Origin of the sequence: Paracoccus halophilus, from assembly GCF_000763905.1 — a bacterium.
Taxonomy (GTDB): Bacteria; Pseudomonadota; Alphaproteobacteria; order Rhodobacterales; family Rhodobacteraceae; genus Paracoccus; species Paracoccus halophilus.
Genome location: NZ_JRKN01000022.1, coordinates 1 through 15046 on the forward strand (window position 1 = coordinate 1; position 15046 = coordinate 15046).

Annotated in this window: 14 protein-coding genes; 11 read left to right on the top strand and 3 right to left on the bottom strand. The window is 65.2% G+C overall.

Annotation, left to right across the window (positions count from 1 at the left end):
- The first annotated feature begins 263 nt into the window (after positions 1-263).
- From IT41_RS20805 to IT41_RS13905, 7 genes are all read left to right on the top strand, one after another.
- Positions 264-413, top strand: coding sequence for a hypothetical protein (locus IT41_RS20805; RefSeq protein WP_156116961.1), 150 nt, complete (start codon positions 264-266; stop codon positions 411-413).
- Positions 410-973 (top strand): hypothetical protein, encoded by a 564-nt coding sequence (locus IT41_RS13880; protein ID WP_139221724.1) that lies wholly within the window; start codon positions 410-412, stop codon positions 971-973. The genes IT41_RS20805 and IT41_RS13880 overlap by 4 nt, the downstream gene beginning before the upstream one ends.
- 2 nt (positions 974-975) lie before the next feature.
- Positions 976-1233, top strand: coding sequence for a FliM/FliN family flagellar motor switch protein (locus IT41_RS13885; RefSeq protein WP_036742562.1), 258 nt, complete (start codon positions 976-978; stop codon positions 1231-1233).
- Positions 1230-1955, top strand: a complete 726-nt coding sequence (gene fliP / locus IT41_RS13890) for a flagellar type III secretion system pore protein FliP (protein ID WP_036742484.1) — start codon at positions 1230-1232, stop codon at positions 1953-1955. Before IT41_RS13885 ends, fliP begins: the two co-directional genes overlap by 4 nt.
- 180 nt (positions 1956-2135) lie before the next feature.
- On the top strand, positions 2136-3200 hold the full coding sequence (locus IT41_RS13895) for an efflux RND transporter periplasmic adaptor subunit (RefSeq protein ID WP_052081570.1): 1065 nt from the start codon (positions 2136-2138) through the stop codon (positions 3198-3200).
- Positions 3197-4297, top strand: a complete 1101-nt coding sequence (locus tag IT41_RS13900; protein WP_036742485.1) for an efflux RND transporter periplasmic adaptor subunit — start codon at positions 3197-3199, stop codon at positions 4295-4297. Before IT41_RS13895 ends, IT41_RS13900 begins: the two co-directional genes overlap by 4 nt.
- The gene (locus IT41_RS13905) at positions 4294-7389 is read left to right on the top strand and encodes an efflux RND transporter permease subunit (RefSeq protein ID WP_036742486.1); all 3096 of its coding nucleotides are present in this window, start codon (positions 4294-4296) and stop codon (positions 7387-7389) included. The genes IT41_RS13900 and IT41_RS13905 overlap by 4 nt, the downstream gene beginning before the upstream one ends.
- Here IT41_RS13905 and recQ read toward each other — a convergent pair whose 3' ends face one another.
- Both recQ and IT41_RS13915 read right to left on the bottom strand, forming a co-directional pair.
- Entirely contained in the window at positions 7390-9414 is a 2025-nt protein-coding gene (gene recQ, locus IT41_RS13910) for a DNA helicase RecQ (RefSeq protein WP_036742487.1), read from the bottom strand.
- A 1-nt stretch (position 9415) separates the two neighbouring features.
- Positions 9416-9709, bottom strand: coding sequence for a YggT family protein (locus IT41_RS13915; RefSeq protein ID WP_036742489.1), 294 nt, complete (start codon positions 9707-9709; stop codon positions 9416-9418).
- 135 nt (positions 9710-9844) lie between these two features.
- Here IT41_RS13915 and IT41_RS13920 point away from each other — a divergent pair, with 135 nt between their 5' ends.
- The 4 genes from IT41_RS13920 to IT41_RS13935 are packed head-to-tail and all read left to right on the top strand — an operon-like array spanning position 9845 to position 13622.
- A complete protein-coding gene (locus tag IT41_RS13920; protein ID WP_036742491.1) occupies positions 9845-10417 on the top strand; it encodes an acyl-CoA thioesterase in 573 nt (190 codons plus the stop codon).
- A 42-nt stretch (positions 10418-10459) separates the two neighbouring features.
- Positions 10460-11818, top strand: coding sequence for an MFS transporter (locus IT41_RS13925; protein WP_036742566.1), 1359 nt, complete (start codon positions 10460-10462; stop codon positions 11816-11818).
- Entirely contained in the window at positions 11815-12687 is an 873-nt protein-coding gene (gene mepA / locus IT41_RS13930) for a penicillin-insensitive murein endopeptidase (RefSeq protein WP_036742494.1), read from the top strand. Before IT41_RS13925 ends, mepA begins: the two co-directional genes overlap by 4 nt.
- Positions 12660-13622, top strand: a complete 963-nt coding sequence (locus IT41_RS13935; RefSeq protein ID WP_036742496.1) for an esterase-like activity of phytase family protein — start codon at positions 12660-12662, stop codon at positions 13620-13622. Before mepA ends, IT41_RS13935 begins: the two co-directional genes overlap by 28 nt.
- Positions 13623-13646: 24 nt before the next feature.
- Here IT41_RS13935 and IT41_RS13940 read toward each other — a convergent pair whose 3' ends face one another.
- A complete protein-coding gene (locus IT41_RS13940; protein WP_036742498.1) occupies positions 13647-14990 on the bottom strand; it encodes a hypothetical protein in 1344 nt (447 codons plus the stop codon).
- Positions 14991-15046 lie beyond the last annotated feature (56 nt).

The window sequence follows — 15046 nt, forward strand, 5'->3', positions numbered from 1 at the left end:
GAGCCGCTTTGCGCTCGTATCGTTTCCGGGTGATTTCGGTCCAGGGCATCATGATCTCCGTTCGTTCTCACAAACAAACAGAATCATAACTCGCTGAAATCACCCAACTCATTTCCGATCAGGCTCTAAGGTCCAAATCCAGCCAAGCTTCAACGGCAAAACTGGATGACACTTCTTCCCTGCCCTCAATTCGCGCTCCCGGGGTCGTTCTGGACAACTCCGGATCCCATGCTGCCCGTACTCCGGAGATTTCTCCGGCCATCATGACTGCGGTGCCGGAAATCGAATTCTCTCCCTCTGCTGGTGTTCAGACCGACCCGGTCGATCGGCTGAAGGAACTGATGAAATCCCGCAAGGACGAAAGCATGAAAGTGCTGTCCGGGTGGATTGAAAAGCGTGAGGATCCGGCATGAAACCGGCTGCCATTCGCCTTGATTCCTTTTCAGCCGCGATGATCCAGCCCGGCCAACGGCCGCTTACCCCTGCCGACCTGGACGAAGCGTTTCAAAAAGGATACGCACAGGGTCTGCCGGACGGCCGCAGGACCAGCCTCGACGCGTTGAGCGCCAGCATGGATGTATTGCGTCAGGAGATCGCGGCGGTCGAAGCTGTTGCTGCGAGTTCACGCCGCGAGACGGTGGCAAGCCTCGCCCCGGTTCTGTCGGCGATGGTCGAACTGTTGGGAACTCATTCGGATAAAAGACGAATGGGCGAGGCCTTGAGGGCAGAATTGCTGCGGTTGAGCGAGTCGGCCCCGCAGAAGAGATTGCGGATCAGATGCGCTGCCGCCCTGCGTCCCGAGGTGGAACTCTGCCTGAAAAAAACGAACCTCACCCAAGTGTCAGTCGAGGAGATTTCCGGCGACACGGCGAGTGTCGACCTGATCGCCGACAAGGCGACAATCACATTCGATACCGCTCGGACCACTGCCGAATTGCAATCAATCATCAAAGACATCGTGACTGAGGAATGATCATGGATGATATCACAAACCTTATCGCGACTGATCAAATCCAGGTCGAGATCAGCATCAGGCTTGGCAGCACGCAGATCTCGGTCGCAGAACTGGCCCGGCTACGACCTGATGATATCCTGACATTGGATCAGGATATGACGGATGGCGTCGATATCTGTGTGGGCGACAAGGTAATCGCCAAGGGCGAACTTGCCGCGAACGAGGAAACAGACAACCGCCTCTGCGTCCGCATCCTCGGCCCGGCCAGCCTGTCGTGAAACAGGTATTCATTCTGGTGGCGCTACTGCTTCCGGGGCTCGCCACCGCTCAGGACCTGTCGGGCATGATCCCGGACACCGGCATAGAGACCGTCTCGAACGGCATCGGCCGCAACGCGATCGCCCTTCTAGCGGTCATGACGGCGTTGTCACTGGCGCCGGGGATCGCAATCATGGTGACCTGCTTCCCCTTCATCGTGACCGTTCTGTCGATTCTGCGACAAAGTATCGGCTTGCAGCAATCGCCACCGAACATGCTGATCGTCAGCCTGGCGATTTTTCTGACCTGGTTCGTCATGGACCCGGTCCTGACAGAGGCATGGAACACGGCAGGCGCCCCCTTGCGCGATGGCACGATCTCGATCGAGCAGGCATTTACGCGGGGCATGATCCCGTTTCGCGGCTTCATGGAAGCGCGCGCAGATCCCGAAATGCTGGTCGCGCTTGCCGAGGTTTCGGCCCGACCCGATGCCCCGCCCGAGCGGTTGTCGGTGCTGATCCCCGCTTTCATGCTCAGCGAGATTCAGCGCGCCTTCGAGATCGGCTTTCTGGTGGCTTTGCCATTCCTGATCATCGACCTTGTGGTATCAGCGGTGCTCATGTCCATGGGCATGATGATGGTGCCTCCTACAGTCGTCGCCCTGCCATTCAAGCTGGCGTTTTTCGTTGTCGTCGACGGATGGGGCATGGTTGCTGCGGCACTGGTTCGCAGCTATCAGTGATCCGGGAGAACAGGGAGCATTTTCAACTCGTCGCGGAGGCGCAATAATAATAGGTGCCCTCGACACCGGCCCCATATTTCACTTCAGCGGAATGAGGATCTTTACGACGTCCTTTGGAAGAAAGCTCTCGTCGGCTGCAAAAAATTGTTCGATACATTGAAAACAAGTGGCGCTACGCCCGTGCGACGTTTGACAAGCGCGATTTTGATCCTGACCTGTCTGACAGGCTCCGCCTCGGCCGAGGCGGCATTGCACGTCGAGCTCGTCGAGGTCGTGTCGACGCCGCTGACCCTTGATGTCGCCCTTACCGGCACGATCAATGCCATGGACAGTGTCGAGATCGGCTTTCGCCTTGGCGGGCGCGTTTCCGATGTGCTTGTTCAGGAGGGGGATACCGTCGCGAAGGGGCAGATCCTCGCCAGGACCGATTCCCTGCAACAGGAACAGGCCCTGCGTGTCGCACAGGCCAGCGTGGCCTCGGCCACGGCCGCCTGGGAAGAGGCCAATCAGGCACGACTGCGCGCCCAAGCCATGCTGGAGCGCGGCGTCGGTACTCGCGCTTCACTGGATGCGGCCAACCAGGGCTTTTCCGCGACAGCCGGCAGGCTGACCCAGGCCAGGACCGCACTTGGCCGGGCTGAACGCGCGCTGATCGATACGGTGATCCGCGCCCCGAGCGACGCCATCGTAACCTTGCGCATGGCCGAGCCCGGCCAGATCGTCGGAGCTGCGCAATCGGTGCTGGAGCTTGCCTCGATAACAGGTCGCGAGGCGGTGTTCCGGACCCCGGACACCCCGCTCCTGCGTGATGCCATCGGTGCCTATGTCACGCTGTCAGGCATTGATTTACCCGATCTGAAAATGACGGCCCATGTCAGCGAAATCGCGCCCATCGTCGATCCGGGAACCGGCTCTGTGTCGGTTCGCGCGACGATCGACAACCCTCCGACCAATATCAGCCTGCTGGGCACGGCGGTGCGTGGCGCGATACATTACCCGGCGGGCATGGGCATCGCGGTTCCCTGGACCGCGCTGACCACGGTCGGCAACAGCCCGGCGGTCTGGATCGTGAGCGATGACAATCGTGTCACGATAGCCCCGGTCACAATCGAGCGGTTCGACAAGGAGAAGGTCATTCTTGGCCGCGGACTATCCCCCGGGCAGATTGTCGTTGGCAAGGGATCTCATCTGCTTTACCCCGGCCGGACGGTCAGGAATGCAGAAATGACAAGGGGGCAGGAATGATCCGTAAATGCCGCCGCTTCATCATCCTTGCCATCCTGATAATGATGATCGGTCCGGCCGCAATGGCATTTCATCGCGGCACGGAAGATGTCCGGGCCGCGGCCCCACCGCGCCCGATCGCCAGCATCATCGTCACCGACCGTCTTGCGCCGGAACACTCGATCCCGGGCGTGATCGCCTCGCGCATCGAGGTAGAGATAGGGTTTCAGACACTTGGCCGGGTCACCCGGCGCAACGTCGATGTCGGCTCGGTGGTGCGGAAGGGCGACATTCTGGCAACGCTGAACCCGGAGGATCTGCAGGGGGACGTGCGCGCCGCCCGGGCTGCGGTCGATGCCGCACAGGTAGAGCTGAAGACCGCCCAGGCGACGGCCGACCGGACCCGGACGCTTGTGCAGCGCAACGTCGCCTCGACGGCGCAGCTCGAACGGGCAGAGCGCGCACTCAGCGCCGCCCGATCCGCCCTTCTGCAAGCGCAGGCCGAACTAATCCGCGCTCAGGACGCCGAGGGTTTCGCCGTGATGGATGCCCCTTTCGATGGTGTCATCAGCGCGGTCTATGTCAATGCCGGCGCCGTGGTCAGCGCCGGCGAACCCGTGGTCCAGCTTTCCGCGCAAGAGGGGCTGGAGGCTGTGATCGACCTTCCCGAGGGGGTGTTGAAGCGGCTCCGGCCGGATGATCGCTATCAGGTCTGGTCGGAAAACGACCCGGACGATCTGCAGCCCGCGACGATATCGCGAATTGAACCCATCGCCAGCACGACCACGCGCACACGTCGCGTCCACATGGCGTTGACCGACCAGGCGCAGTTCCGGCTGGGCGCATTGATCCGGGTCCGGCGAATCGCGACGGGTGACGCCGCCATATCGCTGCCGCAATCCGCCCTGCTGACCACCGCAGGCAAAGCACAGGTCTGGGTCGTCGCCGATGACGGAGCCAGCCGCACGGTGTCGCGGCGCGACGTCACATTGGCAGGCCCTGCCGAGGGCGGGCTGATCGGCATCGCCTCGGGCATCAGTCCCGGCGATGAGGTGGTGATCCGCGGCATCCACTCCCTGACCGACGGGCAAACCGTCGGAAGACGCGTGGCGCCATGACTCCGTCCCGCTTCAACCTGTCGGACTGGGCGCTGGCGCACCGCTCGCTTGTCTGGTTTCTGCTGATCACCTCGATGCTCGCGGGCATGATCAGCTACGCCCGGCTGGGCCGCGAGGAGGATCCGGACTTCACCGTCAAGATCATGGTGATCAGCGCGTCAATCCCCGGCGCGACCATGGATGAGACGCTCAATCAGGTCACCGCGCGTATCGAAACCAAGCTGGAGGAACTGGATGAGCTGAAATATACCCGCTCGGTTACCATGCCGGGGCAATCGGTGGTCTATCTGGAGCTTGATCCGACCACCCCTGGCGACGACGTGCCCGAGGTCTGGAAACGGGTCCGCAACATGATGTCGGACATCAGGCCAGATTTTCCGCAGGAGTTTCAGGGCTTTCAGTTCAACGACGATTTCGGCGAGGTTTTCGGAAGCATCTATGCCTTTACCGCCGATGGCTTTACCGCGCGCGAGTTGCGCGACCGGGTCGAGGATATCCGCAAACAGGTGCAGGCGCTGCCGATCGCTGGCAAGACGGCGCTGCTGGGGGTCAGGAAAGAGGAAATCTACCTCGAGTTCTCCTCGTCGCGGCTGGCGGCCATGGGCATCAACCAATATCAGGTCATGCAGACGCTGGCCGTGCAGAACGCTATCGCGCCCTCGGGAACCGTGCAGTCGGGCCCCGAGCAGGTTCTGATCAGGGTCGGCGGCCAGTTCGATGACGCCGACGCGATCGCGGCGGTCAATCTGCGCCTGGGCGACCGCTATTTCAACATCGGCGATGTGGCGACTGTTCGGCGCGGATATCAGGACCCGCCAGGCTCGCTGTTTCGCTATAATGGCAAGCCGGCGATCGGGCTGCAGATCGGCATGCGCGACGGCGAGAACATTCTGGAATTCGGTCAGCAGATCGACGAGCTGATGGCCCGGGTCGCCAGCGATCTGCCCATCGGGATCGAGATGGCGAAATTCGCCGATCAGCCGCATGTCGTGAAAGATGCCGTCGGTCAGTTCATTCGGGCACTGGTCGAGGCTGTCGGCATCGTGCTGCTGGTCAGCTTCATCAGCCTGGGTGTGCGGGCCGGCCTGGTGGTGACGCTGACCATCCCCCTGGTGCTGGCGATCACATTCTTCGTCATGGACATCTACGGGGTCACGCTGCAGCGGATATCCCTGGGCGCGCTGATCATCGCCCTGGGCTTGCTGGTCGATGACGCGATGATCGCCATCGAAACCATGATCTCACGTCTTGAGATCGGCGAAAGCCGCGAACGGGCGGCAAGCCACGCCTGGCGCTCTATCGCTTTTCCGATGCTGACCGGAACATTGGTCACGGTGGCGGGGTTCATCCCGATCGGGCTGAACAACTCGGCGGCGGGAGAGTTCACCTTTTCGCTCTTCGTGGTGATCGCCGTGGCGCTGGTGGTCAGCTGGATCGTCGCGGTGCTCTTCGCGCCGCTTCTGGGCGTGACGATGCTGCCAGCGCAGATGCGGCACCGATCCGGGCAATCCGGCTGGTGGCGCCGCGGCTTTCATCGCCTGCTTATTTTGGGGATGCGGCACAAATGGCTGACGATCATGGTGACCGTTACCGCCTTCGGCCTGTCCGTTTTCGGCATGCTGTTCGTCGAGCAGCAGTTCTTTCCGACCTCGGACCGGACCGAGCTGATCGTCGATGTCAATGAACGCGCCAATGCCTCGATAGCACAGACGAATGAGGACATCTCGCGCCTGGAAAACCTGTTGGCGCAGGACAAGGACGCACTGTTCTGGACCAGCTATGTCGGCCAGGGCGCACCGCGCTTCATCCTGTCGATGGATGTGCCGACCCCCGGTCCCTATATGGGCCAGATGGTGATCCAGACACCCGATCTGGCGGCCCGCGACCGGCTCAGGGCGCGGATCGCCGAATTCGCCAAACGCGAGCTGATCGGTGTCAATATCTACGTCAAGAACCTGGAAATCGGCCCGCCGGTCGGCAAGCCCGTACAGTACCGCATCTCTTCGCCCGATCCGAACGAGGCGCGGGACTTTGGCCGCGAACTGGCCGCGCTCCTGGCGAACGAGCCGCGGCTGCGCGATATCGCGCTGGACTGGGGCGAGCCGGCACGCGTCGTTCGGCTGCAGGTCGATCAGGATCTGGCACGCCAGCTTGGCATCACGAACGAGGATATCGCCGGCTCGCTGGCCGCGACCTTCACCGGCCTCAGGATCACCCAGATCCGCGACGACATCTTTCTGATCGACGTGATCGCCCGCAGCGAAGAGAGCGACCGCACCTCGCTGGAATCGATCCAGGACCTGCAACTCGCCACGCTCTCGGGAACTCCGATCCCGCTGACCGGGCTTGGCAAGCTGGAATACGACATTGAGCAGCCGCTGATCATGCAGCGCGACGGCCTGCCGACCGTGACGGTCAGGGCGGATATCGCGGGCAAGGAACAGGCCGCGACGCTGGTCAGGGCGCTTGCCCCGCGCATCGCCGAATTTCAGGCCGGACTGCCGCCCCAGGTGCGCATCGTCACGGGCGGTACGGTCGAAACCTCGCTTGAAAGCCAGGAGCCGATTGCCGCGGTGGTGCCGGTCATGCTGCTGATCATCGCGCTCTTGGTGATGATCCAGATGCAGAGCTTCCGGCTGTCCTTCATCGTCTTTGCCGCAGCACCGCTGGGTTTGATCGGCGTCGTGGCCGCGCTGCTGCCCTTCGGCGTTCCGATGGGCTTCGTGGCCATTCTTGGCATTCTGGCACTGGGCGGCATCCTGATCCGCAACTCGATCATTCTGGTCCACGAAATCCAGGTGCTGATCGCCGGCGGCCATGCGAAATGGGACGCGGTATTCCGGGCCTCGGACAGCCGCGCGCGGCCGATCCTGCTGACCGCCGCGGCGGCAAGCCTGGCCCTGATCCCGATTGCGCGACAGGTGTTCTGGGGACCGATGGCATTCGCCATGATGGGCGGCATCATCGCCGGCACACTGGTGACACTGATTTTCGTGCCCGCGCTTTACTGCGCGATTTTCGGCGTCACCCCGCCCGAGGGCCAGGGCGTTCCGGTCGCCGGACAGGGCGCCGGTTCAGCGGCACGGGGATGATCAGTCGGCGCGGATTTCAGCGCCGAAGGCATCGCCAAAGCGGTCCAGCCGTGCCTCGTCCAGATAGCGCGACAGGTCGCGCGGGCGATCCTCGGCGATGCGGCGCAGCAGGGAGTTGCTGACCGACAAAGCCTTTTCCGTGCCGTCCTCGCCCCGCTGCAGCCGGCTTTGCGCCCGTGCCAGCCGGTCGAACAGATCGCCCGCGGCGCGCCCGGCCAGCGCCTTGCGCGCGGGGTGCATGGGCGCGACCTCGCCGGCGATCACCTGCAGGAATTCCGCGCCATAGCTGTCCAGCTTTTTCGCGCCGACGCCGCTCACGCGCGCCATTTCGTCCAGCGTCTGCGGTCGCGACTGCGCCATTTCGATCAGGGTTCGGTCGGGAAAGATGACATAGGCGGGCACGCGGGCGGCCTCGGCCAGGGCCCGGCGCCTGGCCTTCAGCGCCGAGAGAAGCGGCGCGTCCTCTTCATCGACCTGGGTGCGGATGACGGTGGCGGGGCGCGCGGGACGCATGGCGTCGCGGCGCAGGGTGATGCGCTCCTCGCCGCGCAGGACGGGATGGGCGGCCAGCGTGATCGCCAGGCCGCCATGGCGTTCCGGGTCCGGCCGAATCAGGTCGAGCCCCAGCATCTGACGGATCACCGCCTGCCACCCAGCCTTGCCCAGATCGCGCCCGACGCCAAAGGTCGGCAGCCGGTCATGGCCGCGCTGGCGGATGCGCTCGGTCGCGTTGCCGGTCAGCACGTCGATGACATGGCCCGCGCCAAAGGTTTCGCCGGTGCGCAGGATGGCCGACAGCACCTTTTGCACCGCCTCGGTTCCGTCGAATATCTCGGGCGGGGCGTCGCAGATGTCGCAATTGCCGCAGGGTTCGGGCGTCTCGCCGAAATAGCGCAGCAGGGCCATGCGGCGGCAACCGGTCGCCTCGGCCAGACCCAGAAGCGCGTTCAGCCGCGCGTGATCGGCGCTCTTGCGTTCGGGCGGGGCAAGGCCCTCGTCGATCTGGCTTCGCCGCAGGCGGATGTCATCGGGACCGAACAGGGTCAGCGTCTCCGCCGGCGCGCCATCGCGGCCGGCGCGGCCGATTTCCTGATAATAGGCCTCGATGGATTTCGGCAGATCGGCATGGGCGACCCAGCGGATATCGGGCTTGTCGATGCCCATGCCAAAGGCCACGGTGGCGGTGACGATCAGCCCGTCCTCGCGCTGGAAACGCGCCTCGACCGCGCGGCGGTGATCGGATTCCATGCCGCCGTGATAGGCCACGGCCGTCAGGCCGGCTTCGTTCAGCGCCCCCGCCAGGGTCTCGGTCTTGGCCCGCGTGCCGCAATAGACGATGCCCGATTGCCCCCGCCGCGCGGTCGCCAAATCCAGGATCTGGCGCCGCGGCCCGTCCTTGGGCTGAAAGGCCAGATGGATATTCGGCCGGTCGAAGCCGCGCAGAAAGCTTTGCGGCCGGGCGCCGTCGAACAGCCGCGCCACGATCTCGTCGCGGGTTTCGGCATCCGCGGTGGCGGTAAATGCGGCCAGAGGCACCTGCAACGCCCGGCGCAATTCGCCCACGCGCAGATAGTCGGGGCGGAAATCATGGCCCCACTGGCTGACGCAATGCGCCTCGTCCACGGCGATCGCCCGCACCCCGGCGCGGCGCAGCATCGGGATCGTCGCCCCCGAGGCAAGGCGCTCCGGCGCCATGTAGAGCAGCCGCAATTCACACGCGTTCAGGGACCGGATGACCTCGGCATTCTCATCCTCGGAATTACCGCTGGTCAGGGCGGCCGCCGCCACGCCCGCCTCGGTCAGGGCGCGGACCTGATCGCGCATCAACGCGATCAGCGGCGAGATGACCACCGTCAGCCCGTCGCGCATCAGCGCCGGCAACTGGTAGCACAGGGATTTTCCGCCGCCCGTCGGCATGATCGCCAGCACGTCACGCCCGGCCGCGACCGCCTCGACGATCTCTTCCTGCCCCGGGCGGAACGCGTCAAAGCCAAAGACCTGCCGCAAGAGAGGCGCGGCGGACATCCTAGACTCCGTAGAACCAGCCAGCGTTATTGACCAGCGCGCGTTGCAGGATGATGATCCCGATGAACACCACCAGCGGCGCCAGATCCAGACCGCCGGTATTGGGCAGGATGCGGCGCACCGGCGCATAGATCGGCTCGAGCAGCCGGTTCAGCCCGTTCCAGATCTGCCAGATCAGCGGCTGGCGCAGGTTCAGCACCTGAAAGTTGATCAGCCAGGACATGATGATATGGGCGATCATCACGAACCAGACCACATCAAGTATCAGCATCAAGGCTTCGAAGATCGTGCCCATTCCATCCCTCTTCGGCTTTCAGGCGAACAGGTAAGGCAGGTGGCCCGGCTGCGCAAGCCGCAGCGTCTCGGTTGACCTGCGCGGAAGGCGCGGCTAGCCCGAGCCAAACCCCCGAAAGGCAGGAGAATCCGGCCCATGTACCCCTTGCTTCGTTTCGCCAAGGAAGTGATCAAGTTCCGCCGCGCGCCCCGCATCGACATGCTCGAGGCGCATGTCTCGACCCATCGCTGCTGGCCCTGGGATCTGGACCCGTGGATCGAGCTGAACAACGGCCGCACCCTGACGCTGTACGATCTGGGGCGGCTGCCGATGATCGTGCGCACCGGCATGGTGGACACGATGAAGGCCAATCGCTGGGGGATCACGGTGGCCGGAAACTCGGTCCGGTATCGCCGCCGGATCAGGGCTTTCGACCGTTTCACGATGGTCTCGCGCGTGCTGGGCTGGGACGCGCGGTTTTTGTACATGGAGCAAAGCATGTGGCGCAAGGGCGAGTGCTGCAACCACATGCTGCTGCGCGGCGCGATCACCTCGGAGAACGGCATCCTGGCCCCGGCCGAAATGCTCAAGGCCGCCGGCCGCGACCCGGAGGGGCCGCCCCTGCCCGGCTGGGTCCAGGCCTGGATCGCGGCGGACGCGCAGCGCCCCTGGCCGCCCGAACTGCCCGCGATCAAACCGGCCGAGCGCAATAGCGACTTGCCAGCCTAGGCCCCGTCGGGCCTTATGCGCCCGAAGCAGGCGGGGGGCGCCATGGAACGCAAACGCATCTGGGGCTGGTGGTTCTTTGACTGGGCCAGCCAGCCCTTTGCCACGCTGCTGACCACCTTCATCTTTCCGGTCTATTTCGCCGGGGTCGCCCGCGCCCATTACACCGCGCAGGGCATGACACCCGAGGCGGCCGGCGCCGCTGCGCAGACGCTTTGGGGATACGGGCTGGCGACCTGCGGAATCGTCATCGCCCTGCTGGCGCCGATTCTGGGCGCGATTGCCGATTACAGCGGCCGAAGACTGGTCTGGATCTGGTTCTTTTCGCTGCTCTATATCGCCGGCTCCTGGGGGCTGTGGTTCCTGCTGCCCGACCAGCCCGACCTGATCTTTGCCGTGTTTTCCTTTGGCGTCGGGCTGATCGGGCTGGAATTCGCCGGCATCTTCACCAATTCGCTGCTGCCCGGACTTGCCCCACGCGACGAGATCGGCCGCATCTCGGGTTCGGGCTATGCCTTCGGCTATCTGGGCGGGCTGATCTCGCTGGCCATCGTGCTGCTGTTTCTGGCCGAGAACGAGGAGACCGGCCGCACCCTGCTGGGCATCCCGCCCGTGCTGGGACTGGAGCCCGGCCTGCGCGAGGGCACGCGCGCCGCCGGCCCGTTCAGCGCATTGTGGTACCTGGTCTTCATGATCCCCTTTGCGCTCTGGGTCAGGGAAACCCCCGGCCCGCGTCGCGAACTGAACCTGCGCGCGGCGATGGCCGATCTGTGGCGCCTGCTGGCCAGCCTGCCCCGGCGCCGCTCGCTCAGCGCATGGCTGCTGTCCTCGATGTTTCTGCGCGACGCGCTGAACGCGCTTTACGCCTTTGGCGGCGTGTTCGCCGCCACGGTGCTGGGCTGGCCGGTCTTTCTGGCGGGGGTGTTCGGCGTGGTCAGCGCCGTCTCGGCCGCGCTGGTCAGCTGGATCGGCGGCCGCGCGGACCGCCGCTGGGGCCCCAAGCCGGTCATCGTCACCTGCACCCTGGTCCTGAGCGGGGTCTGCCTGCTGGTCGCCGGGATGAGCCGGCAGCAGTTCTTCGGCCAGCCGCTGGCCGCGGATTCCCGCCTGCCCGACATATTGTTCTTTCTGTGCGGCGCATTGATCGGCGGCGCGGGCGGCGCCTTGCAGGCGGCATCGCGCACCATGATGGTGCGCCACACCACGGCCGGGCGCGCCACCGAAGCCTTTGGCCTTTATGCCCTTTCCGGCAAGGCCACCGCCTTTCTGGCGCCCTTTCTGATCGCCGTCACCACCCAGGCGACGGGCAGTCCCAGCCTCGGGGTTGCTCCGCTGATCTTGATATTTCTTCTGGCGCTGGTTCTGCTAGGGTGGGTCAAAACCCAAGGAGAGGCTCAGCAGTGATCCGCAAGTTTTTCACCGCCGCGATTCTGGCGCTGTCCGGCATCGGCCTGACCGCCCCCGCCCAGGCAGACCCGCTGGCGCGCAGCGTCTTTGGCGGAGTGCCGGGGCCGACCGCGGGTCAGCCCGCCGCCATCGGCTTCTATTCCAAGGGCTGCGTCTCGGGCGCGGCGCAACTGCCCGAAAGCGGTCCCACCTGGCAGGCGATGCGCCTGTCGCGCAACCGCAACTGGGGCCACCCGCAGATGGTCAGTTTCCTGATCGGCCTGTCGCAGGCCGCACGTCAGGCCGGCTGGCAGGGGCTTTACATCGGCGATATCAGCCAGCCGCGCGGCGGTCCGATGACCTCGGGCCATGCCAGCCACCAGATGGGGCTGGATGCCGATATCTGGATGCTGCCGCCGTCAAGCCTGGCTCTCAGCCGGTCGCAGCGGGAAAGCATCTCGTCGGTTTCAGTGGTCAACCGGGCGGGCACGGCGCTGACCTCGGCCTGGAATCCGGGCCATATGTCGATTCTGCGCGCCGCCGCCCGCGATCCGAGGATCGAGCGGATCTTTGTCGATCCGGTGGTCAAGGTCGCCATGTGCCAGCTCGAGAACGGCAACCGCGCCTGGCTGAGCAAGGTGCGTCCGCTGAACAATCACGACTATCATTTTCATGTCCGCATGGCCTGCCCGGCCGGCTCGGTCTGCACGAAGCAGGATCCGCCGCCGCCCGGCGACGGTTGCGCCGAGGCCGGCGAATGGATCAAGAACCGCATCGATCCCAGCCGTGTGAAGCCGGTGCCGCCCGACCCGGATTACCGCCACCCCCGCACTTACCGACTGAGCGAGATGCCCCGGCAATGCCAGATCGTCGGCACCGCCCGCTGAGGCGGGTCCGGCGGCGGGGCTGGCAGGGAACGGGCCGGCTGCCCGGCCTTGCGCTGGCGCTTCTGCTGGCCGGCCCGTTCTCGGCCTGCGCGGCGGAACCCGCGCCCGCGCGCGCCACCCGCGCGACCTATGTCGCCACCCATATCTGGCGCATGGACGACCAGACATTCGGCGGCTTTTCAGGCATCGAGATCGGCGACGATGGCCGGGATTTCATCGTCATATCCGATCGCGCCGAAATTCGCTGGGGCAGCATCCTGCGCGATGCCGAAGGCCGCATCACCGCCATGGAGGCCGCCGGCCGCGCGCTTTTGCGTGACGAGAATGGAGACCCCCTGCCCGCCGACTGGCAGGGCGACAGCGAAGGGCTGGCCCGCGCCGCCGACGGCACCCTATGGATCAGTTTCGAGGGCACGGCACGGATCGCGCGCTACGCGACGCCCGACAGCCCGGGCGAGCCCCTGCCGCGACCGCCGGAATTCGACGACCTCCAGCGCAATTCCTCGTTCGAGGCGCTGGCGATCGCCGCCGATGGCACGCTGCTGACCCTGCCCGAGCGTTCGGGCCGCCTGACGCGCCCCTTTCCCGTCTGGCGCTGGCGCGATGGCGCCTGGGATCAGCCCTTTGCCATCACGCGCAGCGGCGACTGGCTGCCGGTGGGCGCAGATATCGGCCCGGACGGTCGGCTCTACCTGCTCGAACGGGATTTCAGGGGTTTGCTGGGCTTTCGCAGCCGCGTGCGGCGGTTCGATCTGTCGGAAACCGGGGTCACGAATGAAGCCGTGCTGCTCGAATCCGGCCCGCTTCAATATGACAACCTCGAAGGGATCTCGGTCTGGAGCGATGGCAAGGACATCCGCATAACCCTGATCTCGGACGATAATTTCCGGATGTTCCAGCGCACCGAACTGGTCGAGTATCGCGTTCAGGAGTAGCGCGGGCGCGCAACCTTGCAAGCGTCACGGGTAATCGAGCCGGTAAAGCACCAGATCATGCAGCGCATCCGGCCGCTGATCGAGGTCCCGCCTGACGCTGACGAGCAAAAGATCGCCGGCAAGGGCGAAGCCGTCGCCCAGGGATGCCTCATCCGGCCTGTCGGCGGTCAGGATAGCCAGCCGGGCGCCGGTTTCGGCCTCGAAGATCACCAGCGTCGTCACCCCCATCCGATCACCCGGCGTATTGGGCGCCGAGGCGACGACATGGCCGCCAGAGACCTGCACTTCGCCCGGGAAAAGACTGCCGGTAAACGGCAGTGTGCCGGTCTGGCCGAACTGCTCGGCAAGCGCGTCGAGCGGAACCGCCCCGCCATCCCCGGCATAAGGATCGCTGTAGCGGATCGGGGATGCCCCGCCCCGGCGCGGGACCGCGAGCAACTCGCCCCGCATGACCGCGCCGTCCTCTGGCGCGGCGGGTGTCTCGGCGCTGTAATAGGCGCGCTTCGCATCCATGGCGCTCAGGCGCAACTTCCGATCCTCCGGCCCCGCGATCACAGCGGCGGGCCCCGGCTTGCCGGCCGTCAGATCATAGCCGAGCAGCCGGGGCGGACCTTCATCCCCCGGACGAGGATGGGACACAAACAGCGTCTCTTGACGGGCCAGCACCCCGTCGAACAAATCATCCGGCCCGGGCAGGCGCGGGCCGGATTGCCCGGCTTTCGCCGTGCCGTCCATCTCGGCCAGCCCCAGACCCCGCAGAAAGCGCCCGGTCGCCAGATCGAAATCCAGCAGCACCGGATCGAGGTGATCGGGCCAGCCGCTGAACCGGGTCGATTCCAGCATGGTCGGCTCGCTGCGCGCAAAGCGGCTGCGCAGCCGGGTCGAGAGCAGCAGGTGATCGCCCGCGATCAGCAGCGAATGCCCGCCCTCATTGGGCACATGACGCGGATAGCCGGGGCTCGGAATCTCGATCCGGTAAAGCTGCGCATAGCTGCCGGCGTCATATGCCAGGATGAAATAGCGCCGCGCGTCGTCCTGCCCGGCATCACTGGCGAGGACCGCGATCACGCTGTCACCGACCGCCAGATCCAGCACTGACAGCGGATCCTGCACCCCGTCGATCCTTGGCCGGATGGCATGGCGCGACGCGCCGGTCGCCAGATCGAGGACCGCGATCAGGCTTTCGGAAAGCGCGGCGCTTTCCCCCTGCATCGGCATCGCGCCGGTTTCCGGCTCGACGATGGCAAGGGCGATCCCCTTCGAAGGCAGGATGCGCGGGCTGGAAATGAACCTGCCCAGGGCGGGGCGTGACCACAGGGCCTGCGGTTCGGCCGCCGCCCCGGACAGGTTCAGGGACAGGCCCAGCATGACCAGAGCGCATAACGAGCGGGAACCCGTCAGAACATACGCAACAACCCGCCGGA